Below are 26996 nucleotides of genomic sequence, written 5' to 3' on the forward strand. Positions count from 1 at the left end.
GCAACGAATGATTTGATCATCGTAGGAAGGCATCCGTATCCGGTGGTGCGGCTGGGCTTCAAACCCAGTTGAGGGCGTCAGCCGCTCTCAGGTCGGTTCGACTCCGGCTGCCTTCCGCCCGGCAAGGCTTCCAGGGCATTCCAATATCTTTGTAGAGTTCATCAATTAACGTCGTAAACGACACGAATTGGTTGTTTTGCACGGGACGTCTTTCCAAACTTGGACTGATTTTGAAGCCGAGTCTCGGTCATCAAGCTCAGCGCCCGGGCGAAGTGCCGTCTCCTCTAGATGAAGCGCCCGCCTGTGGAACCTAGTACGTTCAAGGTAGCCGACTCCCCTCCCGGTACGCTGATACATCCGTGCTATAACTTTCTGCGCAGTCGGATAGATACTCTCAAGGCGTAGTTCTTGGAACGATTGCCGGAAGGCATCAAAGCGGGCTTCTTCGCGTTGAATCTTTTCTCTGCGCATGGTCTCCCTTCCTCTTTTCACTAGCCTTCGTGCAATATCCGGCGCCAGCTTGCGCAAAAACTTTTCGTCCACGTCGAGAAGCCGCGCAGCCTGACGGAGATTTTGCGCCGATCCTGATTCGAAAATCCTACCCAGCTCCGCGAGCAGTCTTTCGGAGGTTTTAGTTGCCGCCCCCCAACGCTGCCTTACTATTAATGGTCTGGCGACAGAAGCTGGATCTACTTTTCTCAGGATTACCTTGTTTCCAAGGAGGATGTCGGATACACAGCAGCCGCAGCAGTTCGCGATCAGTAACAGTCGAGGAAGACTCGGGTAAGCGGCGAAAATTGGCGCCGCGCGGAACGGTTCGGAGATCGAAGATGCGCTGAAAGCGTACGAGCGTGATCGCATTCCACGCACCAGCCGCGTCCAGCTCGGCGCGCGCGCACGAGGCACGACGCTGCATCTGCGTTCACCGTGGGCGCGCGTGAAGCGCAACCTGGGTTTCAGGCTGGAGGGGCTGCGTAACCCTGAAACGACCATGCATCGCGCGGAATGGATTTACGGGTATGACGCCACGCAGCGATAGCGCGGGCTCGCGCTGGTTCGATTATCCGCGGCTGCGGGGCGTGGGCCGCGCATCCTTGGTCCGTGATTGCGGCGTTGCGTTCTCGGGCTCTTCGAGTCCCGGGAGCACCAGCTCTTCCATCAACGCCAGTACGCGCAAGCAAAAGGCATTTCCGGCGGCGCGCTCTTCCTCGGAAAAATGCGCCATCGCCGGTGCGATCGACGATTCGTCCGCGAGCTTCACGATTGCCTTCTCGACGAGGTCGAGGCCTTTCCTGGTCAGGTGCACGATGAACCCGCCGCCGTGGCTTGGATCAGCCTGCCGTTCCACCATGCCGAGACTGGCCAGTCGGTCGATCTTCTTGGTGATCGCGCCCGAGGTCACGAGCAGCGCCCGATACAGGTCGGTTGGGCGCTTCGCGTACGGATGGCCGCTGCGGCGCAGCGCGAGCAGCACGCGCATGTCGGACCCGCTGATCCCGCCAAGGCGCTGGCACATTTTATCGAAGGCCTGTTCGACCAGCGTGCCGAGACGCATGAAGTAGATCGCGAGCAGGAAGTTCGACAGATCGAGATCGCTACGTTCGAGTTGCCACTGCAAGGAGATGAACTCGATGTGGCTGCTGCCGGGACGATTTGGCTTCTTGCCGGATTCCCCCGGAGCCGCTGGCGCCTTCTTGCTGACTCGGGGACGCGCGGGTTGCTTGGTGGCGGCAGTGCTCATCTTGTTGACTTCCTTGCGATTCATGCGATCTCGGCCGATTGTAGCGGGTGGGCCGCCCATAGGTAGCGGGCGGGCCGCCAACTATTGTACGTAATTCCCCGACGCGCACGCGCCGGGCGGCGCCGGCGCGAACCGCCTCGGGGTATCGGCGAGTCGAACGATCGCGATGGCACCGCGCGTGGCGCCGGTGCTTGATCGGCCTGGTCAGGCTGCCCGCACCGCGGCGCTCAGCATATCGGCCACCTGACGCTGGGCCAGTGCGGCGGCGCGGACCTCACCCCGCATGCCATAAAACGTGTGCAGCATGCCCGAGTACCGCACGCTGGTCGCCGGCACACCCGCTTCGGCCAGTTTTTGCGCGTAGGCTTCACCGTCGTCGCACAGAACGTCGCACTCGGCGGTGATCACGAGGGCCGGCGGCAGGCGCGAATGGTCGTCGGCGAGAAACGGCGAGAGTTTCCACGTCGTCGGCGACACGCCGTGATCGAGCGCATACGTGCGAAACGCGTACGCGACGTCGGCCGTGCGTTGCATGAAGCCTTCCGCGTAAGCTGACATCGATGTGCGTTGCTGTCGGGCGTCCGTTGCGGGATAGACGAGCGCCTGCGCGAGGATGCGCGGTGCCGCGTGCTCGCGCGCCAGCAGGCACACGACGGCGGCGAGATTGCCGCCGGCCGATTCGCCGAACACCGTCAGGCGCGACGACGGAAGCCCATGCTCATGACCGTGCTCGGCGGCCCAGCGGGTCGCCGCCCACACGTCTTCCAGCGCGGCGGGGAACGGATGCTCGGGGGCGAGCCGGTAGTCGACGCTGATCACGGCCAGCCCGGAATCGTTGGCCAGATGCCGGCACACCGCGTCGAAGCTGTCGAGATTGCCCATCAGCCAGCCGCCGCCGTGAATGGCCATCGTCACGCCGGTGGCGCCTGCGGGATGATAGACGCGCACCGGGATGTCGCCGCCAGGGCCTGGAACGGCGAGATCGAACACCTTGTCGATATGAGGGCCGGGCGCCCGGGCGGCCGTGCGCGCGGCGATACCGGCGCGCGCTTCGGCGGGGCTCACCTCTGCCATGCTCGGCCGCGCCGCGGCCGCCGCGGCAAGCGCGCGAAGCGCCGGGTGGATCTGACTTTGAGAGGAAGAAGACATCGTGTATCTCAAGGAGTCGGGGTTGCCGAGGGGGCGAACGTGATGCGCGGAATCGCGGCCAGCACGCTGAGGCCGCCATCGACGGTGACGATTTCGCCGGCCATATGGGCGCTCAGGTCGGAAGCGAGGAACAGCAGGTGGCCCGCGATTTCCGCCGCGGTGGCAGCCCGTCCAAGCGGGATCGCGCTGCCGACTCGCGTCCACGTCTCTTCGTCCAGACGCTGGTTCAGCCGCGGCGTGCGGACAAAACCCGGCGACACTGCGTTGATGCGCACGTTGTACGGCGCATACTCGGCGCCCGCGGCGCGCACGAGGTGATGCAGCGCCGCCTTCGACGCCGCATAGGCGACCTCGTTCGGTATCGCGCGATCGCCGGCAAGCGAGCCGACGAACGCGAAGGTGCCGCCGCCGTCGGCCTTCATCATCTCGCCACCAATCTGAATCGCAAGGTACGCATGGCGCACGACGATGTCGAATTGCTTGTCCCACGACGCATCGTCGACGGCGGCCAGCGGCTTGATGCCCGCGACGCCGATAATGTCGACCACGCCGTGGATGCGCCCGAAGTGCTTGCGCGCCGTGTCGAACACGCGCTGCATGTCCTCGCGGGAGGTGGCGTCCGCCACGCACGGGATCCCGTCCACGGCTTGGGCGATGTTGTGGGCGAGCTGCTCGTCGCGGTCGACGCAGAGCACGCGAGCGCCGGCTTGTGCGAGCGCATGGACCGTTTGCTCGCCGATGCCTTGACCAGCGCCGAGTACCACGAAACCCCGGCCGTCGAGGCGCAACAGAGACAGGTAGTCCGGCGTGTTGCTGGGAGTTTGATTGATCGTCATGAGTCGTCTCCTTAGGCTTCGATTGCCTGGCGATGCGCCGGCAGCAGATCCTGCCAGGCCGCCCCTTCCTCGAGTTCCCGGTCGCAGGCGCTCACGCCGCGCAGATCGAGACCGAGCGCCGGCGGCTGCTGGTTCTCCATGACGCGTTTGATCGATTCCAGCAGCACGCGGCGCACACGCACGACGGCCTGGTCCGCGGGCACCAGATGCTCGCGCGAACGATCGTAGAGGGGGCCTTGGGACAGCCCGATCGTCGCGTCCTCCACCTCGACGCCGCGCAGTCCGGTCCAGTTCTCCTTCATCAACTCGCGGTTCTGGCCGAACGAATCCGCCCAGCTGGCCGTGAAAGTGCAATTCTTGCGGTCATAGTACTTGGGGTCGTTCAGACCGAGCAACTCGACGATTTTCTCTTCGGTCACCGGCACGTCGCCGTGGACGACGATGTAGGTGCTCGTGTGCGTATCGTCTTCGGGCACCTCGAGGACCGTGAACTGGAACGCCGGGGCAGGGATGATGCGGCCGTACGGCACGATGAACGGGACCACGCGGGCGTTGCGGACTTTCGCGTCGGTCGTCTTGCGCAGCGCGACGTAGTGGAAGCCGAACGCCGTATCCTCGATTTTCAGCGCCGGTTCCAGGTCGTTGGAGGCCAGCGCGGCGGGATTGATCACGTCGGGGTTGGGCGTGAACTCGTTCTCTTTCCAGCCGGGGCGTGCCATGTTGGTGTGCAGCACGCCGACGTGCGAGCTGTCCTCGCCGCCTTCGACCAGTTGCAGATAGTTGCACGAGACGTTGATGCGCAGCACGACGCGGTGGTTCGGTTCCGCGTCCATGAACGCGTAACGCGAGAACGCCGGCAGCAGTTCCTTCGGCCCGACGTACGCCCATACGATGCCGCCGGCCTCGCGCGCGGGAAACGACGGCGCCTTCATCCGTGCGGCGTACTTGGGATCCGCATGGTTCGGCGTTTCCATCACGTCGCCCGACGCGCTGAACTTCCAGCCGTGATACAGACAGCGAATGCCGCCTTCCTCGACGCGGCCAAGCGCGAGCGACGCGCCGCGGTGCATGCACAGCTCCTCCAAAAAGCCGACGTTGCCGTCGGTATCCCGGAACGCGACATAGTTCTCGCCGAGCAGACGAACGCGCAACGGCGCGCAGTCTGGATGCGGCAATTGCGCGGAGGTGCACACCGGGTGCCAGAAACGTCGCATCAACGCGCCGCCCGGCGTACCTGGGCCGACGCGGCAAATCATTTCGTTATCTTTATGGGTCAACATATCGGAACTCCTGTCTCAAGCGGGGTTATCAGTTGCGCGGGTTGCGGGCGCCGGCGGACGAAACGATCCGATGGTGCGGAACCAGCTGTCGCCAGTCTTCGCCCAGGCCAATCTCGCCGGAGATGCCGATTGCACGGCCCGCGTCCGCTTGCAGCGCCGGAATGTCCTGCTGATCCCGTTCGGCGCGGGCATAGGCGAGCAGGGTGCGATGCAGGCGGCTGATCGCGAGGTCTGCGCTCGACAGCAGTTCCTGCGACCGGTCGCGGATCGGGCCGCTCGAAATGCTGCATGCGGCGTCTTCCTGCGTGATGCTGTCGAACCCGGTGAAGTGGCCGTCGCGTTGCAGCCGGCGATCCTGGCGGTAGCCGTTGACGAACGCCATGGCCGCCGGCGAGTCGCACGTGTCGAGCGTCATGCCGTATTTGCGCAGCGTCGGCTCGTCGAGGCCGACGAAGGTGAGCTGTGCGCTGCGCAGCGGCTCTTCGCCGACGGGCTTTTCGGCATCCCACCACACGTGAAAGAAGTAGCAGCGCTCGTCGTTGATCGGGACCGCGGCGAGCCACACGTCGCCGTTCGCGTTGGCGATGAAGCACGGCGCGATGAACGACGTGACGCGAGCCATGCGGCTCTCGCCGGTCTGGCGGATCGCCACGTAATGAAAGCCGAAGTCCGTCTCGTCCGCCTCGATCGTCGGAGCGGCATCGAATTGCATGTGCGTGATCTTTCCTGCGTAGTCCAGATCGGAGTTATTGGTCTGGGACAGCGCGGAGCTGTGAAGAACGGTCAGATGCGACGAGTCGACGAGCCCTTCGATCACCTGGACGAAGTTGCAGTTGACGATCGCGCACACGTTGATGCGATGGGAATCCGGCAGGTCCATGAATGGCCGGTGCGGGAACGGGGGCTCCTTGCCCTGCGGGCCCAGATAGGTCCAAATCAGGCCACCCGCCTCGCGCACCGGGTAGGTACGCCCCTTGATGCGGTCCTTGAATTTCGGGTCGGCGACGTTCGGCGTCTCGAGCACGGTCCCGTCCACCGCGAATTTCCAGCCGTGGTAGATGCAGCGCAGGCCGTCGCCGTCTGCGCGTGCCAGCTGCATCGACGCGCCCCGATGCAGGCAGCCCTCGTCGTAGAGCCCGGGACGGCCTTGCTGGTCGCGCCAGACCACGAAGCGCTGCCCGAGCAGTTCGATCGTTTTCGGATCGCCGTCCGGCTGCGGCATGTCCGACGACTGGATCACGGGCAGCCAGAAGCGGCGCATCGCATTGCCCATCGCGGTGCCCGCACCGGTACGGCACATCAGTTCATTGTCCTGCTTGGTCAACATATGAATCCCCTGGTTGCGGATGTCGGCGGAGAGTGAATGGTGGCGTCAGAGGTCGAGCACCAAACGCGACGTCTTCGCGCGCGAACAGCACGGCATGAAGCAATCGTTGCGCGTGCGCTCGTCCTCGGTCAGGTAAAGGTCACGATGGTCGGGCACACCTGCCAGCACCCTGGTCATGCAGGTGCCGCAGACCCCCTGTTCGCACGACAGCGGCAGGTCGAATCCGGCATCCAGAAGCGCATGCGCGACGCTTTGATCGGCCGCCACCTCGATGACTTCGCCGCTGCTGCGAATTTCGATTTCTAACGGACCGTCTTCGTCCGACGGCTCGACCGGCGGGCCCGCGAAATATTCGCGGTGCAGATGTGCTTCATCCCAGCCGAGTTCGCGCGCGGTTTGCAGGATGTGATCCATGAAGCCCGTCGGCCCGCAGACGTACAGGTGCTTGTCGGCCGACGGCGCGCCGATCGCGGCTCGCGCGTTCAACTGCTGCTCGGACGGGCCGTCGTCGGTGTGCACGTGCACCTGTGCATCGTCTCCGAGCGACATCTGCTGCGCACGCTCGACCAGCGCCATGCGCGACAGGGAACGGCCGCAGTAGTGCATCTCGAACGGGCGGCTCTCGCGCGCCAACTGCTGGGCCATGCAGATGATCGGCGTGATGCCGATGCCGCCCGCGAACAGGATCGACCGTTCAGTACCGCTGTGCAGTGCAAAGTGATTGCGCGGGACGCTGATGGTGAGCGTATCGCCCGCATTCACGCTGTCGTGAAGCGCCACGGATCCGCCGCGGGACTGGCGGTCGCGCAGCACACCGATGCGGTAGCACGGGCGTTTTGTCGGCAGGTCGTACAGCGAATATTGGCGTACCAGTCCGCCGGGGAGATGCACGTCGATATGCGCGCCGGCTTCGAAGGTGGGCAAAGGCGTATCCGACAAGGGCTTGAATTCATAGCCGACGATATCGTCGGCCAGCCACGTCCTGACGGAGACGCTGACTTGCAACGTGGCGCTGATAGAGGTCTTTGACGTTTCCATGGTGACATCATGATGAAAGAGGAGCGTGTCAGGCGGCACTGTGCAGACGACGCCGAATGACGACCGGAGCTGCACCCAGTTGCCGCTGAATGAGCCAGCGTGCGAGACCCTGGTCCATGACGCGTACGTGTTCGGGAAACCAGTCAACCAGCGCGCGGGCAAACGAGCGAACGACCTGGGGCCGGCCTTCGGCCAGCGCGATGCGCACCTCGTCGAGCGACTTGAGCACGGCCGCATGCTCGTCGATATGGCAGCCGGCCGAACCATAGGCTGTCTCGCGCATCGAGTCGTCCTCCTCGCCGAAGTGGCGGCGTGCGTGCTCGGCAAAGCCTTCGAGCGCGGCCGCGAGGTTGTCGTCCGTCGTCGTGAGCAACGTGTCGACGCATTCGACGAACTCGCGATGCGTGTCGTCCATCGACAGATGTCCGAGCGCGTAGTCGTCGTCCCAGACAAAAGTTTGTTCCGATGTATTCATTTCCGGCACAGGTCCGATCAGTAAAACACGGTGAATCAATGTCTTCCTAGGAAGATATATAACGAATCAATCGGTGTCGAGGTAGGGAAAACTCTGATCGAATAAAAGTGTGAAGAATGGGTCTATATAGTGCGAAAAGCATGATTAACCTTGAATTTACTGATGTTGGCATGCGAAAAATAAGTTGCACTCAGGGAAACTCCGAAGTTTGAATTCAATTGACGTGGAAGATGATTGTTGTATCTTCCACGGAAGATTCTAATCATTAACACTATCGGAGGAGATCTGTGAGTCCAACGTCGAGGTTGTCCGGACGCGCGTTCCCGTTGCGCAAGGCGGTTTTTTGGGGACTCGCGTCGCTTGCGGCATGCGCATCGGGCGCATTGCACGCACAGAGCTCCGTCACCCTGTACGGGATCATCGATACGGGCGTCGAGTGGGTAAATAACGTGGGCGCTAAAAAGTCCAGCGTCGTGCGCATGCCGACGCTCACGGGATCCATACCGTCGAGGTGGGGGCTGCGCGGCAAAGAGGACCTGGGAGGCGGGCTCAGCGCCGTCTTCGTCTTGGAGTCAGGTTTCGCCCCGTCTCAGGGCACGCTGAACCAGAGTGGCCGTCTGTTCGGCAGACAGGCCTATGTCGGGCTTTCGTCGGGGCAGTGGGGGACGCTGACCCTCGGCCGGCAATATTCGCAGATCTATTGGGCTATGCCGGGCGACACGATGGGGCCGAACGTTTATGCGGCCGCCGATCTGGACCCCTACCTGGCCCAGCCGCGACTCGACAATGCGATCGCGTATTCGTTCACGACATCCGGTCTGACCGTGGGCGCGACGTATTCGCTCGGACGTGACGCAGTGGCTCCGGCGGAGGCCGGAGGGTGCGCCGGCCAGTCGCCAACGGACTGGCGAGCCTGCAAGTCGATGTCTGCAATGGTGAAGTATGACGCGGCGACATGGGGCGTCGCGGCGGCCTTCGATCGCAACTACGGCGGCGGAGGCACCCGCTCGCCGCTGCCCAGCAGCTCGCAAACCGACACGCGCGCCGTCATCGACGGCTACGTCAAGTTCGGTCCCTCGACGATCGGTGCGGGATTCCTCCATCGGATCAATCACGGAGTGCAGACGCCAACTCTTTCCGACGCGGTCAGTAACTACTGGTGGCTTGGCGGAACCTATGTCCCCCTTCCACAAGTTGTCCTTGATGCCCAGTTCGGCCATATATCGGTGAACGGTGGGAGTTCCGCGGGAGCCTCCTTAATTGCAGCGCGCGCGACGTACTTGTTGTCCAAACGCAGTTCCGTATACATCACCGCAGGGCATGTGTTCAACCAGCGCAATGCAGCGTTCACGATTGACGGTGGCGTGATTCCGCCCGCCTCGTCGCCATTGCCCGGCGTGGATCAAACCGGTGTCATGGTGGGTATGCGCCATCAATTCTGAACGGGTAACGATCGCTCGCCTGGCGGGCGCTGTGTTTGGAACGACACCGAGTCCGAGCAATGAACCCTTCCACCCACGTCACACACAAAAGGAAAACCTAAATGAAATCCGTCCGTTTCGAGCGTCATGATTCCGTTGGCCACATCGTGTTGGGGAACCCGCCGCTCAATCTCATCGCCACCGAGTTCTCCGAACGCCTGAGCGAGGCCATCCAGGAGGCCAGCGAATCGGAAATCCGCGCCCTCCTCATCCGGGCAGAAGGCCCGAACTTCAGCCAGGGGGGCGACATCCTCGACTTCATCGACAAGGAATTCAACGCCTGGCGCACGTTCATCAGCGATATGCATCATTCATATCGCAAGATCGAGGCGCTGCAGATTCCGACCGTTTGTGCTGTGCGCGGCCGGGCTTGGGGCGGCGCGTTCGAACTCACCCTCGCGTGTGACTTCATCGTGGCTGCGGATAACGCATCGTTCTGCTGCATCGAGCCGTCAGTCGGCACCGCACCCGTCTGCGGAGGCGTGCAACGGATCGCGGAACGTGCGGGACCGGCGCTCGCGGCACGCTACGTCATGCTAAGCGAGGAGATGTCAGGCACCACCGCTGGCGAGTTGGGTATCGCCGCGTTCGTGGTCCCGGAAGCCGATGTGGAAAGAACTGCATTGGATCTGGCGATACGGCTTTCCCACGGCCCCACGCGCTCGTATGGGGCCATTCGTGCGCTGCTGAAAGCCTGGTCGGCGGGCGGCGTGCCGGGCGCGGACCAGGTTGTGCTCGATCTCACGATGCCCCTGCACAATACGGAAGACGCGCGGCGCGGACGCACGGCGCGCGTCGAGGCAATGAAGCGGGGCGTGGAACCTGAACCCGTTACCTTCTTCGGCCGCTGAGCCGAGGCCGAATTGCCGATAGAGTGCAAGCTTTGAGCAACCGCCCCTCGTATGACGGGGCACTGTCAGGTTGATGGGGAGGCGGCGGTAGAATGAAGTGATGAAGAAAACGAAATCGCTTTATCACGGTCACCGCTTCCCTGCCGTCGTCATCAGCTGCGCGGTTCGGTGGTATTTCCGGTTTAGCCTGAGCCTCCGCGACGTCGAGGAGTTGTTGCTCGAGCGTGATGTCGTGGTCACGTACGAAACGATCCGTTGCTGGTGCGACAAATTCGGCGCTGAATTCGCCCGGTGCGCCAAAGCGGCGCGGCCCAGGCCGGGCAGCATATGGCATCTGGACGAGATGTTCGTGACGCTGCGCGGCGAGCCGTATCTGTTGTGGCGAGCGGTCGACGAGCACGGTGCTGAGCTCGATGTGCTGATGCAAAAGCGGCGCGATAAGGCCGCGGCAAAGCGCTTCTTCCGGCGGGTGCTGCGTTCAAACCCGGTGCCGCGCAAGATCGTGACCGACCAGCTGCGCAGCTATCCTGCGGCGAAGGCTGACATTCTTGAGCTCGCTCATGTGAAGCACGTTTTCGTCAAGGCGGCTGCACGTGTGAACAACCGTGCCGAGAACAGCCACCAGCCGACCCGCAGGCGCGAACGCCAGAAGTGCGGCTTTCGCGATGCGCGTCGCACGCAAGCGTTTCTCTCATGCTTTGGCCCGATCCGGCAGCACTTCGCGCTGCCCAGACATCAGATGAACGCGGCATGTCATCGCGCCGTACTCCAGGAACGCTTCGTCACATGGCATGATTGGACCGTCACTGTCGCATCTCAGAAAGTTATCTAATAAGGATAACTACGCTTTAGCCAAACAGGTAGTCTACAGCCGTCAACTTGACAAAGCCCGCGAAAGACATCGTCTCATCATTACACGCCTGACGAAACGATTCTCCCTCCGACGCGCATCTGTTCTATCAAGCGAAGAGCTACTGCTATTGAATGGAGGTACGGTTATCCGGCGACGGCTATGAGGAGTGTGCACGATGAGGTCCGTCCAGTATGTTTGTGCGTCGAGCAGCAGGAAAATCGATGGAAGGCTCGACGAGAACACAGCCTGGTTCGAATTCCGTCAGATTGCCCATCTGTTCGGCATGAATCTCGAACAGGCAGCTAAGTTACTCCGGCAAGCGTGCGCGACCGGCGACATTGAGCCTGCAAAAGACGTCAGGTCGTCCGACCGCTGCAAATGCCTGTTGAGTCACCGGGCAGTCGTCGCGGTCGGATACCAGGTCAACTACGGTCGGGCGACAGCCTTCCGTCACTGGTGCGCCTCGGGCCTGACTGTCCTGTTCCGTTAAATCTCCTTCTTACTGACAGTTCGATAAATCCCGTTGAACACGTACTCAGTCGCACGGCTGAGATGCGTGGGCTGTGACCGTCAGCACTAGGCAGCGCTTCTATTCGCAGCCGTCGTCGCGTGTCGACGGGAGCGATTGTTGCGGTTTCACGCACATCGCCGATGTTGGAGCAGTGACATTCGCCCCTGCATAGGTTGCCGCGGACTGACGTCAAACAGGTTACTAGCCGTGGTTATCGACCCAGGCGCGTGCCCAGCCTAGTCCCGCGCGCTGAGCCTCTTCTTCCGTATCAAAAATACCGAGTACCCCGGAGGCTTCAACCATCTTTGTGTCGCGGGTGATGGTCCCGCTGCCTGCGTATCGCTCAGGCGAAAGGATGTCCTCCTGCTGAAGTATGGCGTGACCGAAAATGCGGTATCCCTTGTAGCTTCTCGATTCCATCAGCGCACGACCTCAACATGCGAGTCGTGCGCATCAACGCGCAGCACGTTCCCCTCGGGCGTTATCAGACGGGGGGGCCGATACGTCAGGAGTAACGCGTCGCGTACCCGCGCCTCATCAGACTGAGTGACGCCTGATGCGAAGCGCGGGTGCAGTTCACTGTCCGGTTTTCGCCGGACTCATGGCGTCATCGGGCGACATCGGGTGCATATCGGTTTCGTGCGCGTCCATTTTTTTCGTTGCGTGTCCCGGCATCGCATCCAGCGGACTCGTGACGGGGTCCCCGTGGTACGTCTTTCCTGCCGTTGCTGCACCGTGGGCATTGCCCGCACCGATTCCGCCCTGTCCATTTCCTCCACCTTGTGCGAACGCCGTACTACACACAACGACTGAAATAGCAGCGGTACAACCAAGCATGAGATTTAGCGTTAGCTTGCGCATGACGTTTCTCCTGGCGAGCTCGGCAGGAATTGGGGTCGCTGCGAGCTTACGTAAGCCGCTGATGACAGCCTGGCTGCGCAGCGGCAGAGCGCAGCCAGCTGATTGGGCCGGTAGTTGCCGGTCTTGCGTGACATCCGGACTCACGCATGTGGTTTAGTCATGGTTGGGTGCTGAAAATGACAGAGGCGGCACCGGGTGTGTGCTCCTGGTCTTGCCGAAGTTGCGTTCGTTTACATCGCCTGACTGCCTACAGTCACAGTCCCGCCGACGACAAAGGCGTTGGATATTGCCATCGACTACGCTGCAGCCGAAAAAATCATCTTGCGTTTCATAACGGGTCTCATGAAAACGCAGCGCACAATTGCCCTTCCCTAACCGCATATACGGGAGACACGGGCTATTGGATTCAAATTGGGACATGCCGGCGAAAATAACGGGAGCCCGGATGTTCTGCGGTATCGGAGCCCGTTGGGGAGGCCATTGCACGACCACCGGTGCCGATTCCGCGTTTGTCAGGTTCAAAGGGACGTTGTGAAGTCCGTCAACTACCTCTACGAGGTTGATGATGCACCGGCGTGGCCCAGGCAGCCCGCGTTACAGGCTTTATACCCTTCGGTTCAGCATGATTTGAACGGGAATCCTGGTGACAAGGCCGTTCTGGTGGCAACCAATGACGGTTGGATGGACAAGCGGCTGTTCAAAAGCAAAGGCGGTTGAGACAACTATTAATTGACAGCTTAAGACGGCCGAACTGTCGCCAGTCGCGTGCCGGCGAACGGGTCCCGACTCCAATCAATTGTCGGACGTCCACGGCTGGTCGACGTTGACGACTTCTCAACAGCAAAGTGCGCCAGTGATTGCCCGGCGCTCGTGGCTTGCCTCAGCCACTGGGGCATATCGCCCTTGCCATCCCAAGTGTCGCCGAAGGCACTGCGGTATCGTGCCGCCTTTTGGCGCGCCCTTTCTTCGGCAATTGCCGCCGCGACGTCGCCCACCTTGATGCCAACCTTAGCCATCTTGCGGCGTAGGTATGCAATCATACTTTGGCGCTTTTGCTCATCCATATTGGTTTTCCCCTTCGAAATTCCACCCTCGTAGTGGTCTCGTGTCGTCTCGCCGACACGCCCCGCCACCAGATGATTCGGACATGGCAAGTATCCTGTTGAGAGAGGCTCGCGTCGATGTGCGATTCCTGAAAACAGTGTTGCTGCCAGGCTGACATTCTCTCTTCGTCGGTTTCAAACATCAGTTGTGTGGGCTGCGCGATGTACGCGTTAATCGTTGTCATCAGGAAGTCCTCGTTAAGCTTGGTTTCTTTGATGCCGGTTCTGATGCCGGTAGATAGCAAATACCGCGGTGGACGACATTTCGCCGGCCTGGGTTGCCCCGGCGACACGTGATGACCGGTCAATCCATAATCGTGGGAACATGAAACGAAACGCCCCCAATCCAGGAGGGGCAGTGCAACGCAACACCACGGCAGATAGTCCTAAACTGATGCCATGCCCTCCGCCCCTGACCGGACACCGCCACCGCTGTCCCGCTACCGGAAAAAACGTGATTTTCACGTCACACCTGAGCCCGCGCCATCGGCAGGTGACTCGTCAACTGACGAGCAGGGCCGGGTCTTTGTTGTGCAAAAACATTGGTCCGGCCGGCTGCACTACGACTTTCGGCTCGAACTCGACGGAGTCTTGCTGTCGTGGGCCGTTCCAAAGGGACCAAGCTACGACCCCAAGGAAAAACGATTAGCGATTCACGTGGAGGACCATCCGCTCGAGTATGCGAGCTTTGAAGGCACTATCCCGCCCAAGCAGTACGGCGCCGGCACCGTTCTCGTGTGGGACCGTGGAACCTGGAACCCGGTCGGCGACCGGTGCGAGGGGATGAAAGCCGGCAAACTCGTTTTCACGCTCCACGGCGAAAAGCTCGCTGGCATGTGGGAGCTGGTGCGAATTGCAAAGCCGGAAGATAGGCAGGACCCCTGGATGCTGTTCAAGAAACGTGACGCGTGGGCGCAACCGCTTGCACAGTACGATGTAATCAAGGTGCTCCCTGACAGCGTCATCGCGAAACCCTTGGGACTCGCCGAGGAGCGCGAACCCAAAACCTCCCAACTGTCGCCGGACGCTGATTCGAAAATCGACCTCACTTACGCCACGCCGGCCCCCATGCCGGAGCAAATCAAGCCGCAACTCGCCACTTTGGCAACATCCCTGCCGACAGGGGGCGACTGGATAGTCGAGACCAAGTTTGACGGCTACCGAATACTCGCGCGTTTCGACAAGGGGCGCGTGCGACTTTTCACCAGTGGCGGACATGACTGGACGAAAGAACTGAAGAATCTCGCTGTGGAGGTCGAAAAACTCGACCTCGCGAGTGCGTGGCTCGACGGCGAAATCGTTGTGCTCAAGGACGGAATCCCTGACTTCAATGCGTTGCAGAGTGCTATCGACGAAAGTGTCGGCGAAAGCCTCGTCTACTTTGTGTTCGACCTGATTTACCTGGACGGGCAGGACCTGCGCAAGGTGCCGTTGTGGTCCCGGCGTGCGCGGCTCGCGCAGCTCATCGAAAATGCGGGCGAGCGAATACGCTATAGCGAGGATTTTGCCGCGCCGCCGGCAGAGATATTCAAAGCAGCCGGAGAATTGGGGCTTGAAGGTCTCGTGTTCAAACGACGCGACGCGCCGTACGTTTCCGGAAGAACGCAGACATGGTTCAAGGCCAAATGCAGGCTGCGCCAGGAGTTCGTGATTTGCGGCTTTACGAGTCGCAGCGGTGCGTCCGCGGAGGTCGGTAGCTTGCTGCTGGGATACTACGATGCAGGTAGGCTTTGCGATGGTGGCAGCGTAGGCACCGGGTGGGATGCCAAGACTGCCCGAGACCTGTGGACCCGCTTGACCCCGCTTGAAGTGCCCTCTGCGCCGTTTGATGTCAACTTGCCCAAAAGGCGGCGGTGGTCTAGACGCGCGCCGGGCAGCGAGCATTGGGTGCAGCCGGTGCTGGTCGTGGAGGTTGCCTTCGCCGAGTGGACCCCTGACGGTCATGTGCGACAGGCTTCCTTCAAAGGGTTGCGCTTCGACAAGTCTCCTGGCGACATCACCCGCGAAGCCGCCACGACGGTAGCGTCCATGCCTGCGCCACAAATCAAGGTCACCCACCCGGACAGAGTGATTGACCCAACGACCGGCATCACCAAGCTTGACCTGGTCCGCTATTACGCGAGTGTCGCGCAGTGGTTGCTGCCCCACTTGAAGGACCGTCCGTTGGCGATGCTGCGCGCGCCCGCCGGCATCAACGAGGAAATGTTCTTCCAGAAGCATGCGGAGGCGACGAGGATGCCGGGTCTGAAGGAGCACGACCCGAATCTGTGGCCTGGGCACCGGACCTTGCTGACAGTCGACACGCTTGATGCGCTCCTGTCGGCGGCACAGATGAATGTTGTCGAGTTCCACACCTGGAACTCGACGGTGCAAAGGCTCGATAGGCCCGACCGGGTCATCTTCGACCTGGACCCTGGCGAAGAACTGAAGTGGGGGCAGATGCAGGAAGCAGCGCTCCTGGTGCACACGCTCCTATCCGAGCTGGGGCTCAAGGCGTGGCTCAAGACGAGCGGCGGCAAAGGGTTACACATCGCTGTGCCCCTGATGCCCAAGCAGGATTACGACGCCGTGAAGGGGTTCTCGCGCGCATTTGTCCGACATCTCGCCAAGACCATTCCCGAGCGATTTTCGGCAACACCGGGGCCTTCCCATCGCGTCGGCAAGGTATTTGTCGACTACCTGCGAAATGGAATGGGCCAGACAACTGTCGCAGCCTTTTCCTCCCGCGCTCGGCCGGGCATGGGGGTCTCGATGCCGGTGTCGTGGGACCAGCTTTCCGCCATGAAGAGTGGAGCGCAGTGGACCGTGCTGACGGCGCGCGAGTACCTGAGCTTCCAGACCCAAGACCCGTGGGCGGATTACTGGTCAACGAGGCAGGCGTTGGCATCAGCTATGAAGCGTCTACAATGATTCGACTGGTGGCCAGCGTAGGAATGCGCGACGTTCCGAATGCCAGCTGGAAACCCGAAGCCCCGATGGGGGCACATGCATTGATTGGCCGGCTAGCTGAAACCGGCCTTCCGCGAGGAGAAGTCCATGCCCGCTCGTTCCATCGCCTCGTTATCCCTGTCCTTTGGACTCGTTTCCATCCCAGTCAAGCTTTATCCTGCGACGGAAAGTGCCTCCGATGTCAAATTCAACCTGCTTGCTCCCGATGGCTCCCGCCTGAAACAGCAGTACATCTCGGAGTCGACAGGCGCGGTTGTCGAGCGCTCTTCGATGAAGAAGGGCTACGAGTTTGAGAAGGACAAATACGTCGTATTCACCGGTGACGAACTCAAGGCGCTCGAAGAAGCCGCTACTCATGTAGTCGAGATACTGGCTTTCATACCAGAGAAAGCGGTTGACCCGGTCTACTACGAGAAGGCGTACTACATTGCACCTGACAAACGAGGCGGAAAGCCGTACAGCCTGCTCCAGCAGGCGCTGGCCGAGAGCGGTCGATGCGCACTAGCCAAGTGGGCTTTCAAGGGCAAGACACGAATCGTTCAGGTGCGGCCGAACGAAGACGGGCTGGTTTTTCAACAGTTGCTCTTTGCGGACGAGGTGCGGTCACTGAAGGACTTGAACGTCGAACATGTTCAAGTGTCGGCTGCTGAACTCAAGCTGGCGTTGCAAATCATCGCGCAGGGTGCTGAGGATAGCTACGACCCTTCCGCCTACGAGGACGAAGAGAAAAAGCGCATCCTTGCGGCCATCGACAGAAAGATTGAAGGCAAGGAAGTCGTCTCGGCCGAGTCGGAAGAGGTGGCGTCAAGCGGCGAGGTTATTGACCTCATGGAGGCCTTGCGTGCCAGTCTTAAGGGGGGCGCAAAGGCGAAAGCCACGGCCGCGCCCAAGCGCGAGAGCGCAGAGCCCGTCGCGGAAAGTGCCGCAGTGCCGAAAGTTCGGAAGCCTGCGGCTCGTGCTCCCAAGGCGTCCACCGAGACCACGGCAAAGGTCCGAGCTCGCAAGTGACGCGACAAAGCACCGCGCACGAAATTACGCTAACCAAGCTGCAGGCAATGCTGGGCGTGTCCCGGCGCGTTGTCTCCGGTCTGGTTGCGGCGGGGTTCGTGACACCGTCGCGCGGGCCGCGCAACGAACTCCGATTCACCTTCCAGCATGTCGTTCTGCTGCGAACCGCATTGCAGTTACGCTCCGCGAAAATACCTCCGCGCAAGATTGTCCAAGCCCTCTCGCGACTGCGGGATGAGCTGCCGGACGAATTGCCACTCTCAGGTATTCGCGTCTCAGCGGTCGGAAACGAGGTCGTCGTGAAAACCGGGCCATCGCAGTGGGACGCTGCCACGGGGCAGCTCCTGCTTGACTTTGAGGTTGCGGAAATAAAGGGAAATGTCGTTGTCCTCGACACATCACCATGGCGGAAGGATGCTGCTATCCAAGCCGAGGAATGGTACGACCTTGGCGAGCAGTTTAGGAAGTCAGATGTAAAAGGCGCGGAGCGGGCATACCGGCAAGCAATAGAGTTCTCGCCCGAACCGTTCTACGCCGCCTATGTTGACTTGGGCGCTTTACTGTGTGAGGACGAGAAGCGTTGTGAGGACGCGCTGCGTGTGTTCGACGACGCGCTGGCCCATTTTCCAGAAGACGCGGTGCTGCATTTCAACCGAGCGGTCGCGCTCGAGGGGGTTGGTCGATTCGACGAAGCTGAGCGCAGTTACGAACGGTGTCTCGAACTTAACCCCGCCTACGCTGACGCACATCACAACTTGGCGATACTTCTTGAGACGCGTGGCGACAAGCAAGGCCTGGTGCGCCATCTGAGTGCTTATCGTCGGCTGACGACTTGAATGGCGAGTCGTCGCCACGAACATTCTTGTGCGCCTAGGGCGGAATTCGCAACAGCCGGCAAACAAAATGATGGGGACCAGCACCCAGGTCGCACCGCGTCGGACGCTGACTCAGGTGCCGTGCCAGCATGCCATGAATCGTCGTATGAATTTGGACGCACATCTGGAGAACACTCGCAAAAACAACAATTCCAGGCGGGCCTTCGCAGCACGACTGGACATGACCATCAAGCGCGCAAAGGTTACTTCCAGTCGGGTGGCCCGGTCTCTCGGCGTACCGGAAGGTGACGTGAGCCTTTGGCGCGCCGGAGTCACCGTTCCGAAGAGCACGGATTGCGAGCGCCTGTCTGAACTTCTCGACGTAGACGTCGCCTGGCTATGCGCAGGTCAGGCGTAGGCAACAGCGTGTCATGGCAGTTCTCGTCGGACGCGAGTTCGCAAGTGGTTCGGTTTGTCGCTACCCATCGGTGCGTCGGTCGGGTCGCGTGCCGGACCCCCTGCCGTCGACCGGCATCACGGTCGAAATGGCATGTTTGAAAACAAGTTGCACGCCTGGACCAGACTCCAACAGAACTGCAAACTGGTCAAAGCCGGCCAGTTGACCACTCAGTCTGATGCCGTTCACGAGGAACACGTTTACGGTGGTCTGGTCCTTTACGAGCGTCTGCAGAAAGTCGTCTTGTACGCACGGGTGTGTAGTCACGTTCTGAGGTCAATCCGATAGTTCCTTCGATTGTACCGGCGATACCTGAAGCCGCGAGCCAGTCCCCGAGGTGGTGCGTTACAGCGACTCAACGGCTTGGAGTCGTGCTTGCGCAATCTCGCCGGGGTGGTGGCAATGGTATGCGTCGAACAGCTGTGAGCATAGCTGGGCAAGCGAAGCAAGGTCTACGGCCTGGTCTGCATGCTCGACTTCGCGCGCGTTGAGTACGTCATCGAGAACCGGAGCGAGACGGCGCAGTCGCACAAACGTGCTGGCGTCTAGTTTCATGTTGAACCTCCTGTGGCCAGACTGTGCAGTTCACCGAGTCGGCCAGCACCAAGGCGATGCTCACCCTCCGTATGCCTGGCTCGTTAAAAATGTCGTTTGCATGCAACGAGTTTCATGATGTCTCTACCCGGAAGGGGTGGCAATGCAGGACCGGCATAGGTCGGCACCCCCAGTCCACAAGGCAATGTCCTTATATTGACCTTTTAAACTGACCGTGTGCTGACCGGCAGATTACGATTCTGTCATCTGCGCCTCCACGGTCACTCCTCGATGCGACGCGCGGCTACCCGCATCGCTGCGAAAACGTGAATGGTTAGCAAGTGGGCGGTGGAACACCTGTGCTGGTCCAGCGGCCCCGAGTTGTAGCGTACTTCACGGATTGGGCTGCTCCCCGGGCAGCTCAGCACCATGCGCACGAATCGCTGCAATCAACTCTGCGGCAGTAATCTCGTAGCGTATTTCGCGATGAATGCCGGGCTTCCGTTGGTCAACGTCGATGAGCAGGACGGCCTTGCCGTCAGCCGCTGCTTCCAGGCGCAAGACGCGCACGTCTTGGCCGGTCGTGTCGTCTCGCTCAGTCATCAGAATCATCGTGCCTGTCGCACCGTTGATACGCATGAAGCATCTCCCATTGCTTGCATTTCATCGAGGTTCGATTGCCCGGCCGAACATTCGTCGCGGCGTCGGCTGCACCCACCGGCCAAGTTGAGCTACGACGCTGCCTGCTGCGAGACGACGCAAGCAGCGGATGAACCGCTGACGAGCTGCATGCTATAGATGCGTCGCTGTCGGATTTTCGCCTAACGTGCGGGATATGAGGATGTCAAACGCTTCGCGCGCGTCTTTCAGTTCTTGCATCGCGACTTCGAACGCCACGAGCTCCAGCGTCGACGGCTGTCCGTCTCCATCCGAAGCAAAGCGCGGTTTGAGAGCGGTCAGCGCAGCTTGCACTGCGCGAGCCGCATTCACCACTCGTTCCAGCGCAAGTGCTTCATCAGTTGGCTTCCTCACTGTGGGCATATGGCTCCATGTGACAAAGCAGCGCTACCCAAGGCGCGATTCCGGCCGCGTGTACCTCCAGCGCCGAGAAAACGCATACCTGATAAACACCCGGTAGTATAAGCACCGCTGTGGCTGGGCGCGGCCGCTCGGTCCGGGCGGAGCGAGCGGCGACGTCTAACGCAATCAAATGGCACTTGTGTAAGCACGTATTGTTAGCTCCCGGTCTCGGGCGGAAACACGCGCCAGGTACCGTCGTCGTGCTGGAAGAAAAAAAGCGCAACCGGGCCTTCAGGTCGCAGTGCCTCAACGCATACATAACGCCGCCGATTAGAGCCTGTGCGACCGAATCGGGTTACCCGAACCGGCGTCGCCGAAGTTGGCGTCAGCCATTTTTCAACCAGCAAACGCAAAGACTTTGCCGACGTGTTCATCCGCGTCTCCTTCAAGCTCGTTCCCGTTGATTTGGCCGTGCCCTGTTGCACTCGATACGACGCCGCTTCGGCCACAAGTCGTTTGGTTACTTCGTGTGATTGGTACTGGACGCAATCCGCCGATGCAACGGTGGCTACGCGCGCAACTTTGCCGGTGAATTTCCAACTCAGGAACCTGGCCTCATGACGGCGTCCGAGGCGCAGTGGACCTCGGGCCTCAAAAGGCCACTCGAAAAAAAAGCGAGCAAGGGGCTCGCTTGAAGAATTTGACGGCCGTGTCCGACGTCAAAACACTACTACTTCCCATCGGCTTCGACTGGTACAACGGCCTGTCGAGTCCGCTTGGCCGGGGTGGCAGACGCAGCGCTAACATTGCTTTCGGCAATCTCCACCGCTTGCTGCGCGGCTTTCCTGGCAGCTTCATACGTTGTGCTGGCCGCTTCGCTGGCCGTCGTGATGAATTTCTTCCATGCTGCCATGGCGGTTTCGCTTCCAGCCGGTGCGTTCTTCGCGAGCTTGTCGACGAACTCTTGCGTCTCGCGATAGTACTGCTGGACCTGCGCTTCAGCCGCCGCCGCGAGTTCACCTTGCGTGCCGGAGATGATTTCGTACACGCTACGGCCGTATGACTGCACTTTGTCTGTCACGGACTGCGTATAGCTGGCCTGCAGAGCGAACAAGTCCTGCGGGTCTTTGGCCGAAAGCGCCTTGGCCGTGATTTCCTGATTTTCGGTGAGCGTCGATTTGACCACTTGCAGGTTCAGCTCAACCAGCTTTTCGATGCCCTCGAAAGCTTTGGTCAGGAGACCAAATATCGTTTCGAAACCAACCTTCTGCGCGGCGACCAGTTGTTCAGGGGCAAGACTGCTCATCACTAACTCCATAGGGGGTTGAAGTGGCGAATCTCCGGAACACCGGTGAACGGAATCACGAGCGACGCGCCAGAGAGTAGGAACTTTGGTGCGATGCAGCGGAATCCATTCTAGGTCTGAGTGTGCGAATGTCAATCGTTTGCTGCGTTGCGGCGATACGTGGCCTGTGCCAGAGACGCTGAATGCCCCGCTGGTGTTGACGCACGGCGCGGCTCCAGGGAAAACCCGGCCAACGCCTAGGGCTTGCTGGGAGGTCATACATGAACTTTTACTTGGGTGTGTGCAACGCCGCAAAAAAAGTTTCAGTCAGCCGGCCGAAGCCGTTGTGGAGCGTTGTCGAACTCGATGCGCAAAGTCGTTGCTTCGGTGCGCGTAGGCGTGTCCGCCCGGTGGGACGCCATCGTCAACGGTTCAGTCGAACGCTGGCGCACGCGTTGAAAAATGTTCGCGCTTTGCTGATGAGGCAACGGCGAATCTTCCAGTACCCCCGTCCCAGCTTAAACAAGAGGCTGGCCCGTGCGAGAAACGCTATCGACCGCGCCGGGCGGTCCATTTGGAGAAGTCCGGGCAGGCTCTGGCTTTCACCATGTCGTGTAATGATGGCTTTACATCGTCTGTGCGACGGGACACAGTTGCCGACCGAGAAAAGCGAAGCACGGGCCGAATACGGTGCAACGACTTCTGCGAATTGTTTTTTGTTTGACACCAACACGCACGCGGAGGAATAGTTGTGCTAACAACTAACACACGACTTCAGTGCCTTGCAGGTCGACGCGTGCTTGATGCAAACTCCCACCGCCTTTAACGCATACTGCTTCAACTACGCGGTAGTTCAACTCCCGATGCTTTAACTGCCTGCTGCTTCGACTACAACTGCTTGAATTGCTATCAATGGTACGGTTCAAACGACACCGCGGGAGAAGTCAGAAGACCGCGTACATGGGCTCAACGAGTCGCTCCATGGAAACAGGTCTAAAGGTACAGATGGAAATCTGATTGAGCGAAACGAGGGGCATTCTGCAGTTTAGCGAATTGCGGGAGGTTAGGTATCGCGCCGAAGGTAGTGATGCTCTCCGGGCTGAGCGTCGTCGGAAATGGACGATGCCCGGCGAACCGGGCATCGTATGCTGCAGTGACGCAGATTTTCTCTCAGACCGGCGTGATGTTTGCGGCCTGCTTACCTTTCGGGCCCATCTTCACGTCGAAGCTGACCTTCTGGTTTTCCTGCAATGACTTGAATCCCGCCGCCCTGATTTCCGAGAAGTGGGCGAACAAGTCCGCACCGCCATCGTCCGGCGTGATAAAGCCGAAGCCTTTCGCGTCGTTGAACCACTTTACTGTGCCTGTTTCCATCATTCAATCCAACAAAGTGTAAAGAGCGCACCGAATTCCGTAAGCCTGAATCTTGTACACATTGCAACAGCGGAAGTTACTGCCCGGCGCTCAACCACAGTGTTGAAACCGCTATCCAAGACTCCGACACCGAATTTGTAGCCGATTGCGGAGTACGGGTCAATTCGGACGACGGTCTCAAATGTGAGGTGCAACACCTTGTCTCGTATAAAGTGTCGCGATGCAAGAAAAGGCGCACTATCAGCACGCCCGATGATTCAGGACTGCGTTCCCGTTGTTTGCTAAGCCGTGTGGGGTTTGTCCAGACGAAGTATGTTACTGCGGCTCGAGAGCGTCGAGTCGCGCTTGCGCAATCTCGCCCGGGTGTTCGCAATGGTACGCGTCGAACAACTGTGAGCACAGCTCAGCAAGTGAAGCGAGGTCCACGGCCTGGTCTGCGTGCTCGACCTCTCCTGCGTTGAGTACGTCATCGAGAACCGGAGCGAGACGGCGCAGTCGCACAAACATGGCGGCGTCTAGTTTCATGTGGGACCTCCTGTGGCCAGACGGCGGAGCACACCCTGAGTCGACCAGCCCCAAAGCGATGTTTCTCCTTCATTTGCCTGGCTCGTTGAATATGCCGGTTGTCGCTGCAACGAATTTCACGATGCCTTTTACCAGAATGCGGGCACACGATGCAGGACCGGCATGGGCCGGCACCGCGCTAGTCCGCAAGACCGTGTCCCAATCCTACGCTCTATCAGCTTTCCTGGCGCTAACACGCCGGTGACGGTTCCTGCTGCCTGGCGCGCCGATGTGAACTGGCCTCAGCCAACGCCCTCGCACGCACACTTCTAGTGCAGCCAAGAGCCTGTTTCGGGACCGGGCAGGAGGTAGATTTCCGCCGACGAGCGGCGCGTCTCGTCGCGACAGATGTCTTTCGGCGGGGCCGGCTCAGCGGCGGCTTCCTCCGCCGCCAGGCGCATCGTGTTGCGGGTGGCAACCGCCCGGAGCGTCCTGCATTCATGGGCACGCTTGCTATCGGACAGCAACCGTACGAGATGTCGCGTGGCGGTTCGCATCTCTTCCTCCTGCCGCAGCGCACAACAGACTTGAGAAACTACTTGAACCTTAGACTGTGAAGGGCTGCCTCGCAAGGAGATGGACGATTTCACCGCACACGTTCATGAAAATAGCAACGCCACGGCAACACCCATGCCCGGACGGGGGCAACCCAGCGGCAGAGGTCACATTTTGGCTTCATCGAGATGTGGCCGACCCATCAGGCAAAGGCGAGCCGGATTCGTCGCCTGTCCGAAAACGAACGTGGGTCGGTTCGCCGCAATCCCGCATGAACAAAACAGACTGATGCCGGCCTCGGCCGTGAAAGCCGCTTGAATGTTGCAGTGCACACATACATAATTGTTAAATCGGGGCGAGAGGGTATACGCTTAAGCACCTTCCCTGCGAGAAGCTCATGGACGTGCCTACTCTCCTGGACTGCAACGGATTGCTGGCGGTATGGCGTCGCCTGACTGCGAGGGCGGAATTTGGTCAGCGGGAACCGTACGAGTTGGACGAGCGCGGTAAGGTGGTGATGAATTCGCTCCCGTCGGCAAGGCGCCAGATAGTGCTCACTGATATTTTCTGTCATGTGACCGAGCAGATTGGCCATCTTGCTGTCATGTCGGTACCCGTCGCCACTCCCTCCTTTGGCATCAGGGTCCCGGACGTCGTATGGATGCCATGCGACAAGTGGGAAGGTTTCGACCGCGACGACCCCGTGCCTTTCGTGCCCGACCTTTGTGTTGAGGTGCTTCTCGATAGCGACAGAACGCAGGACATAGACCGAAGGGTTAAAAGCTATCTGGAAGGCGGTGCCGCCGAGGTCATTGTTGTCGGCCAGCGCGGGCAGGTTGAATTCTGGGGAGCCACGGGCCGGCGACAAGCTTCAATGTTCGGGATAACGCTATCGCTTGACCGCATGTATTTCGAAGAAGGCGATGTGTCCTCCATTCCCAGCGTTCGTTGTTGAGAACGTATCATTCGCATGAGGTCCACACAGGGCGAACGTCACCAGCATTTCAACACGGCGACTCGTTCGCTTGAATACTAGCGTAACCATCGTTCGACAAAGCCGCAGAGCGGGCTTGAAATTGGCTGCCGGTGGAACCAGCGAACGGGCTGCTTGGGTACTCGCGGAATCGATGCCGCTCAGTTGCCGGGGCTAAGCCGCTTCGTCACTTCCTGCTGCGCCAGGCCACTGCAGCGACGCCAACGCGCCAACGTATCGCCTACCGCGCAGTCTCTGTGGGTAGCGGCGAAAGCCTCCCGCTGTCATCCCCATTTCATTCGGCTCACCATGCGCTCTACGTTCATCAAATGGCTGTTCATTGTCTGCCTGCTCGGCAGCGGGACGTTCTACTCGATAGGGATACTGATGCTATTCCCTTTCGTCGGAAGGTCCGGTCGCTACTGGCTTGCGGCGCAGTGGTGTCGTGCGATGGTTGCCGCGATGCGCTGGCTACCCGGCGTCACATGCTCGGTGGAGGGGCTCGAGCAGCTTCCGGCAGGGCCATCAATAATCTTGTGCCGTCATGAATCCACGTGGGAGACGCTGGCATTCCTCGCACTGTTTCCACGACGCATCAGCTTTGTGTTCAAGGAAGACCTTCTGCGTATTCCGTTCTTCGGATGGGTGCTGCGTGGCCTCGACATGGTCAGCCTGAATCGTGGTTCGCCGCGCCAGGCCCATCTGGCAGTGACACAGGAGTGTGCCGAGCGGCTGGCAAAGGGCGACGTCGTAGTCATATTCCCGGAAGGCACCCGCGTGCCGCACGGGGCACCATTGAAACTGACGTCGGGTGGCATTCGTCTGGCATGCGCGACCGGCGCTCCGGTCGTCCCTGTCGTCCACAACGCCGGAAAAGTTTGGCCCGCGAAGGGATGGCCTGACAGGGTGGGGCACATCCGGGTGGTCGTCGGTCCCGCATTTTCACCCCAAGGCACCTCACAACAGGAATTGAGCCGGGCAGTCCACGACTGGATGAAAGCTGAGTTGCTGAGGCTCTGATGGCCTCCGCGCCAGGTGGCTTCCCCATATGCCGTTGTCAGCTTGGAGACCTTCGCTAATGCGTAGGTCTCCCGTTACCCAGCACCAAAAAATGAACTGATGGGCTCGGCGTGAAAAATGCCTTGGGCATTGGCGGCCCGCGAGCCGTTCGTGCAACACGGAAGACTGCGGCGACTACGAGCTGCAAGCGTCACGACTTCGACCTCGGCTCGGGCCAAGGCCAACCTCTCTTCTCGTTGCGCACATCCGCCTCCACGGGCGGCACGGCCGTGACCGGTGCCTCGACCGGACTCGCCTCATCTGTGGCATCGTGCGACGGTTCAGCCAGAGCGCCCTTTTTAATATTCGAAAGCCCGGTCCCAAACCACTTCACTTTGTTCTGGACGTGGCTGATATACGCGTTCCAGCCGTCAGGGTTACCGTCAAAAAGGTTGTGCTGAACCGTTGACGCCAGTGCGTCCCGGTTGAGCTCCGCCTCTAGCAGCTCCCTTGGCCACAGGAAGAACGCGCTGGTGACGCGTTTGGTGAATTCGGCCACCGTCATTTTTGGCGCAATCGCCCGGAGGAACTCAAAGTCCTGCAATGAATCCTCCTCATGCGCAAGCTGCACCACCAGTGCGCCCGGGCGACTCGTCTTGGCTAAACAGTTCAAAGCGTCAAGAATGTCGCCAAGGTGAAGCAGCAGTTCTCGTCTATCAAACCGGTCGTCCATTGCAGTGTGTCCGTTCATTTTGTCCCTGGCTGGAAACGCCCTGTTTCGGCGCAACGCCTCGTCCAGTCGCCTCATATTCCGGCGCATCTTCGTCGAACAGGTCGACGTATTCTGATTGCAAGATAGCAGCAGCGCTGTCAGCTACCGGCGAGCCGGCGTCGCTGTTCGGGGCGCCGTCCACGCGCCTGAACGCCTCAAACTTGTTGAGTCACGGTCGGTGCGTAATCACTAAGCACGGTATTCGCTCAATGCAACGATGTTTGGCATTCGTCGCTTCTCAATAC

General features: G+C 60.3%; 29 protein-coding genes and 1 tRNA gene. 10 read left to right on the forward strand and 20 right to left on the reverse strand.

Features of this window, described 5'->3' with window-relative positions; all coding sequences use genetic code 11:
* Positions 1–24: 24 nt before the first annotated feature.
* Positions 25–117: transfer RNA gene (locus WN982_RS23115), tRNA-Sec, on the forward strand.
* Positions 118–631: 514 nt separating this feature from the next.
* Here WN982_RS23115 and WN982_RS23120 read toward each other — a convergent pair.
* From WN982_RS23120 to WN982_RS23155, 8 genes are all read right to left on the reverse strand, one after another.
* Positions 632–916, reverse strand: coding sequence for a hypothetical protein (locus tag WN982_RS23120; RefSeq protein ID WP_341318007.1), 285 nt, complete (start codon positions 914–916; stop codon positions 632–634).
* A gap of 144 nt (positions 917–1060) precedes the next feature.
* Positions 1061–1765 carry a MarR family transcriptional regulator gene (locus WN982_RS23125; RefSeq protein ID WP_341318008.1) on the reverse strand — a complete coding sequence of 235 codons (705 nt, stop codon included), beginning with the start codon at positions 1763–1765 and terminating at the stop codon, positions 1061–1063.
* A gap of 180 nt (positions 1766–1945) precedes the next feature.
* Entirely contained in the window at positions 1946–2890 is a 945-nt protein-coding gene (locus WN982_RS23130; RefSeq protein ID WP_341318009.1) for an alpha/beta hydrolase, read from the reverse strand.
* A gap of 8 nt (positions 2891–2898) precedes the next feature.
* Entirely contained in the window at positions 2899–3726 is an 828-nt protein-coding gene (locus WN982_RS23135) for an SDR family oxidoreductase (protein WP_341318010.1), read from the reverse strand.
* 11 nt (positions 3727–3737) lie between these two features.
* Positions 3738–5006: a Rieske 2Fe-2S domain-containing protein gene (locus WN982_RS23140; RefSeq protein WP_341318011.1), complete on the reverse strand. Its 1269-nt coding sequence runs from the start codon at positions 5004–5006 to the stop codon at positions 3738–3740.
* A 28-nt stretch (positions 5007–5034) separates the two neighbouring features.
* Positions 5035–6279 carry a Rieske 2Fe-2S domain-containing protein gene (locus tag WN982_RS23145; RefSeq protein ID WP_341318012.1) on the reverse strand — a complete coding sequence of 415 codons (1245 nt, stop codon included), beginning with the start codon at positions 6277–6279 and terminating at the stop codon, positions 5035–5037.
* 99 nt (positions 6280–6378) lie between these two features.
* Positions 6379–7371 carry a PDR/VanB family oxidoreductase gene (locus WN982_RS23150; protein WP_341318013.1) on the reverse strand — a complete coding sequence of 331 codons (993 nt, stop codon included), beginning with the start codon at positions 7369–7371 and terminating at the stop codon, positions 6379–6381.
* A 28-nt stretch (positions 7372–7399) separates the two neighbouring features.
* Positions 7400–7846 (reverse strand): hemerythrin family protein, encoded by a 447-nt coding sequence (locus WN982_RS23155; protein WP_341318014.1) that lies wholly within the window; start codon positions 7844–7846, stop codon positions 7400–7402.
* 326 nt (positions 7847–8172) lie between these two features.
* On the opposite strand from WN982_RS23155, the gene WN982_RS23160 reads away from it, so the two are divergent.
* The 4 genes from WN982_RS23160 to WN982_RS23175 all read left to right on the forward strand — a co-directional run bounded on the left by WN982_RS23160 (position 8173) and on the right by WN982_RS23175 (position 11521).
* Positions 8173–9288, forward strand: a complete 1116-nt coding sequence (locus tag WN982_RS23160) for a porin (RefSeq protein WP_341318015.1) — start codon at positions 8173–8175, stop codon at positions 9286–9288.
* A gap of 101 nt (positions 9289–9389) precedes the next feature.
* The gene (locus WN982_RS23165; RefSeq protein WP_341318016.1) at positions 9390–10178 is read left to right on the forward strand and encodes an enoyl-CoA hydratase/isomerase family protein; all 789 of its coding nucleotides are present in this window, start codon (positions 9390–9392) and stop codon (positions 10176–10178) included.
* Between the two features lie 100 nt (positions 10179–10278).
* On the forward strand, positions 10279–11010 hold the full coding sequence (locus WN982_RS23170) for an IS6 family transposase (protein ID WP_341318017.1): 732 nt from the start codon (positions 10279–10281) through the stop codon (positions 11008–11010).
* Between the two features lie 196 nt (positions 11011–11206).
* A complete protein-coding gene (locus WN982_RS23175; RefSeq protein WP_341318018.1) occupies positions 11207–11521 on the forward strand; it encodes a hypothetical protein in 315 nt (104 codons plus the stop codon).
* 222 nt (positions 11522–11743) lie between these two features.
* Here the strand turns inward: WN982_RS23175 and WN982_RS23180 are convergent, their stop codons facing one another.
* The 3 genes from WN982_RS23180 to WN982_RS23190 form a co-directional block, all read right to left on the reverse strand.
* Positions 11744–11962, reverse strand: coding sequence for a hypothetical protein (locus WN982_RS23180; protein WP_341318019.1), 219 nt, complete (start codon positions 11960–11962; stop codon positions 11744–11746).
* A gap of 156 nt (positions 11963–12118) precedes the next feature.
* Positions 12119–12379 (reverse strand): hypothetical protein, encoded by a 261-nt coding sequence (locus WN982_RS23185; RefSeq protein WP_341319386.1) that lies wholly within the window; start codon positions 12377–12379, stop codon positions 12119–12121.
* A gap of 761 nt (positions 12380–13140) precedes the next feature.
* Positions 13141–13467 (reverse strand): H-NS family nucleoid-associated regulatory protein, encoded by a 327-nt coding sequence (locus WN982_RS23190; RefSeq protein ID WP_341318020.1) that lies wholly within the window; start codon positions 13465–13467, stop codon positions 13141–13143.
* Positions 13468–13905: 438 nt separating this feature from the next.
* Here WN982_RS23190 and ligD point away from each other — a divergent pair, with 438 nt between their 5' ends.
* The 3 genes from ligD to WN982_RS23205 all read left to right on the forward strand — a co-directional run bounded on the left by ligD (position 13906) and on the right by WN982_RS23205 (position 18299).
* The gene (ligD, locus tag WN982_RS23195) at positions 13906–16416 is read left to right on the forward strand and encodes a DNA ligase D (RefSeq protein ID WP_341318021.1); all 2511 of its coding nucleotides are present in this window, start codon (positions 13906–13908) and stop codon (positions 16414–16416) included.
* 126 nt (positions 16417–16542) lie between these two features.
* On the forward strand, positions 16543–17463 hold the full coding sequence (locus WN982_RS23200) for a Ku protein (RefSeq protein WP_341318022.1): 921 nt from the start codon (positions 16543–16545) through the stop codon (positions 17461–17463).
* Positions 17460–18299 (forward strand): tetratricopeptide repeat protein, encoded by an 840-nt coding sequence (locus WN982_RS23205; RefSeq protein ID WP_341318023.1) that lies wholly within the window; start codon positions 17460–17462, stop codon positions 18297–18299. Before WN982_RS23200 ends, WN982_RS23205 begins: the two co-directional genes overlap by 4 nt.
* Positions 18300–18756: 457 nt before the next feature.
* Here the strand turns inward: WN982_RS23205 and hfq are convergent, their stop codons facing one another.
* The 8 genes from hfq to WN982_RS23245 all read right to left on the reverse strand — a co-directional run bounded on the left by hfq (position 18757) and on the right by WN982_RS23245 (position 24009).
* Entirely contained in the window at positions 18757–19002 is a 246-nt protein-coding gene (hfq, locus tag WN982_RS23210; protein WP_341318024.1) for an RNA chaperone Hfq, read from the reverse strand.
* A 78-nt stretch (positions 19003–19080) separates the two neighbouring features.
* Entirely contained in the window at positions 19081–19290 is a 210-nt protein-coding gene (locus WN982_RS23215) for a hypothetical protein (RefSeq protein WP_341318025.1), read from the reverse strand.
* A gap of 372 nt (positions 19291–19662) precedes the next feature.
* Positions 19663–19908, reverse strand: a complete 246-nt coding sequence (locus WN982_RS23220) for a hypothetical protein (RefSeq protein ID WP_154560547.1) — start codon at positions 19906–19908, stop codon at positions 19663–19665.
* 153 nt (positions 19909–20061) lie between these two features.
* Positions 20062–20310: a hypothetical protein gene (locus WN982_RS23225; RefSeq protein WP_341318026.1), complete on the reverse strand. Its 249-nt coding sequence runs from the start codon at positions 20308–20310 to the stop codon at positions 20062–20064.
* A 709-nt stretch (positions 20311–21019) separates the two neighbouring features.
* Entirely contained in the window at positions 21020–21595 is a 576-nt protein-coding gene (locus tag WN982_RS23230) for a phasin family protein (protein WP_341319387.1), read from the reverse strand.
* Positions 21596–22744: 1149 nt separating this feature from the next.
* Positions 22745–22948, reverse strand: a complete 204-nt coding sequence (locus WN982_RS23235) for a cold-shock protein (protein WP_154560554.1) — start codon at positions 22946–22948, stop codon at positions 22745–22747.
* Between the two features lie 315 nt (positions 22949–23263).
* Complete coding sequence (locus tag WN982_RS23240) at positions 23264–23473, reverse strand: hypothetical protein (RefSeq protein WP_341318027.1); 210 nt, start codon at positions 23471–23473, stop codon at positions 23264–23266.
* A 308-nt stretch (positions 23474–23781) separates the two neighbouring features.
* The gene (locus tag WN982_RS23245) at positions 23782–24009 is read right to left on the reverse strand and encodes a hypothetical protein (protein ID WP_341318028.1); all 228 of its coding nucleotides are present in this window, start codon (positions 24007–24009) and stop codon (positions 23782–23784) included.
* 395 nt (positions 24010–24404) lie between these two features.
* Here WN982_RS23245 and WN982_RS23250 point away from each other — a divergent pair, with 395 nt between their 5' ends.
* Positions 24405–24962 carry a Uma2 family endonuclease gene (locus WN982_RS23250; RefSeq protein WP_341318029.1) on the forward strand — a complete coding sequence of 186 codons (558 nt, stop codon included), beginning with the start codon at positions 24405–24407 and terminating at the stop codon, positions 24960–24962.
* 327 nt (positions 24963–25289) lie between these two features.
* Entirely contained in the window at positions 25290–26000 is a 711-nt protein-coding gene (locus WN982_RS23255; protein ID WP_341318030.1) for a lysophospholipid acyltransferase family protein, read from the forward strand.
* Between the two features lie 190 nt (positions 26001–26190).
* Here the strand turns inward: WN982_RS23255 and WN982_RS23260 are convergent, their stop codons facing one another.
* Positions 26191–26712, reverse strand: a complete 522-nt coding sequence (locus tag WN982_RS23260) for a hypothetical protein (RefSeq protein ID WP_341318031.1) — start codon at positions 26710–26712, stop codon at positions 26191–26193.
* Between the last annotated feature and the right edge of the window lie 284 nt (positions 26713–26996).

It is taken from the genome of Paraburkholderia sp. IMGN_8, assembly GCF_038050405.1.
Lineage (GTDB): Bacteria > Pseudomonadota > Gammaproteobacteria > Burkholderiales > Burkholderiaceae > Paraburkholderia.

What these genes read in the sequence shown, in the direction of transcription:
- WN982_RS23145 (WP_341318012.1), bottom strand. Translation starts at nt 6,279, where the DNA reads ATGGGCAATGCGATGCGCCGCTTCTGGCTGCCCGTGATCCAGTCGTCG.
- ligD (WP_341318021.1), top strand. Translation starts at nt 13,906, where the DNA reads ATGCCCTCCGCCCCTGACCGGACACCGCCACCGCTGTCCCGCTACCGG.
- WN982_RS23165 (WP_341318016.1), top strand. Translation starts at nt 9,390, where the DNA reads ATGAAATCCGTCCGTTTCGAGCGTCATGATTCCGTTGGCCACATCGTG.
- WN982_RS23180 (WP_341318019.1), bottom strand. Translation starts at nt 11,962, where the DNA reads ATGGAATCGAGAAGCTACAAGGGATACCGCATTTTCGGTCACGCCATA.
- WN982_RS23250 (WP_341318029.1), top strand. Translation starts at nt 24,405, where the DNA reads ATGGACGTGCCTACTCTCCTGGACTGCAACGGATTGCTGGCGGTATGG.
- WN982_RS23140 (WP_341318011.1), bottom strand. Translation starts at nt 5,006, where the DNA reads ATGTTGACCCATAAAGATAACGAAATGATTTGCCGCGTCGGCCCAGGT.
- WN982_RS23230 (WP_341319387.1), bottom strand. Translation starts at nt 21,595, where the DNA reads ATGAGCAGTCTTGCCCCTGAACAACTGGTCGCCGCGCAGAAGGTTGGT.
- WN982_RS23155 (WP_341318014.1), bottom strand. Translation starts at nt 7,846, where the DNA reads ATGAATACATCGGAACAAACTTTTGTCTGGGACGACGACTACGCGCTC.
- WN982_RS23130 (WP_341318009.1), bottom strand. Translation starts at nt 2,890, where the DNA reads ATGTCTTCTTCCTCTCAAAGTCAGATCCACCCGGCGCTTCGCGCGCTT.
- WN982_RS23255 (WP_341318030.1), top strand. Translation starts at nt 25,290, where the DNA reads ATGCGCTCTACGTTCATCAAATGGCTGTTCATTGTCTGCCTGCTCGGC.
- WN982_RS23125 (WP_341318008.1), bottom strand. Translation starts at nt 1,765, where the DNA reads ATGAATCGCAAGGAAGTCAACAAGATGAGCACTGCCGCCACCAAGCAA.
- WN982_RS23260 (WP_341318031.1), bottom strand. Translation starts at nt 26,712, where the DNA reads ATGGACGACCGGTTTGATAGACGAGAACTGCTGCTTCACCTTGGCGAC.
- WN982_RS23225 (WP_341318026.1), bottom strand. Translation starts at nt 20,310, where the DNA reads ATGCCCACAGTGAGGAAGCCAACTGATGAAGCACTTGCGCTGGAACGA.
- WN982_RS23120 (WP_341318007.1), bottom strand. Translation starts at nt 916, where the DNA reads ATGCAGCGTCGTGCCTCGTGCGCGCGCGCCGAGCTGGACGCGGCTGGT.
- WN982_RS23220 (WP_154560547.1), bottom strand. Translation starts at nt 19,908, where the DNA reads ATGCGTATCAACGGTGCGACAGGCACGATGATTCTGATGACTGAGCGA.
- WN982_RS23215 (WP_341318025.1), bottom strand. Translation starts at nt 19,290, where the DNA reads ATGAAACTAGACGCCAGCACGTTTGTGCGACTGCGCCGTCTCGCTCCG.
- WN982_RS23185 (WP_341319386.1), bottom strand. Translation starts at nt 12,379, where the DNA reads ATGCTTGGTTGTACCGCTGCTATTTCAGTCGTTGTGTGTAGTACGGCG.
- WN982_RS23245 (WP_341318028.1), bottom strand. Translation starts at nt 24,009, where the DNA reads ATGCGAACCGCCACGCGACATCTCGTACGGTTGCTGTCCGATAGCAAG.
- WN982_RS23235 (WP_154560554.1), bottom strand. Translation starts at nt 22,948, where the DNA reads ATGGAAACAGGCACAGTAAAGTGGTTCAACGACGCGAAAGGCTTCGGC.
- WN982_RS23175 (WP_341318018.1), top strand. Translation starts at nt 11,207, where the DNA reads ATGAGGTCCGTCCAGTATGTTTGTGCGTCGAGCAGCAGGAAAATCGAT.
- WN982_RS23190 (WP_341318020.1), bottom strand. Translation starts at nt 13,467, where the DNA reads ATGGATGAGCAAAAGCGCCAAAGTATGATTGCATACCTACGCCGCAAG.
- WN982_RS23240 (WP_341318027.1), bottom strand. Translation starts at nt 23,473, where the DNA reads ATGAAACTAGACGCCGCCATGTTTGTGCGACTGCGCCGTCTCGCTCCG.
- WN982_RS23200 (WP_341318022.1), top strand. Translation starts at nt 16,543, where the DNA reads ATGCCCGCTCGTTCCATCGCCTCGTTATCCCTGTCCTTTGGACTCGTT.
- WN982_RS23170 (WP_341318017.1), top strand. Translation starts at nt 10,279, where the DNA reads ATGAAGAAAACGAAATCGCTTTATCACGGTCACCGCTTCCCTGCCGTC.
- WN982_RS23150 (WP_341318013.1), bottom strand. Translation starts at nt 7,371, where the DNA reads ATGGAAACGTCAAAGACCTCTATCAGCGCCACGTTGCAAGTCAGCGTC.
- WN982_RS23135 (WP_341318010.1), bottom strand. Translation starts at nt 3,726, where the DNA reads ATGACGATCAATCAAACTCCCAGCAACACGCCGGACTACCTGTCTCTG.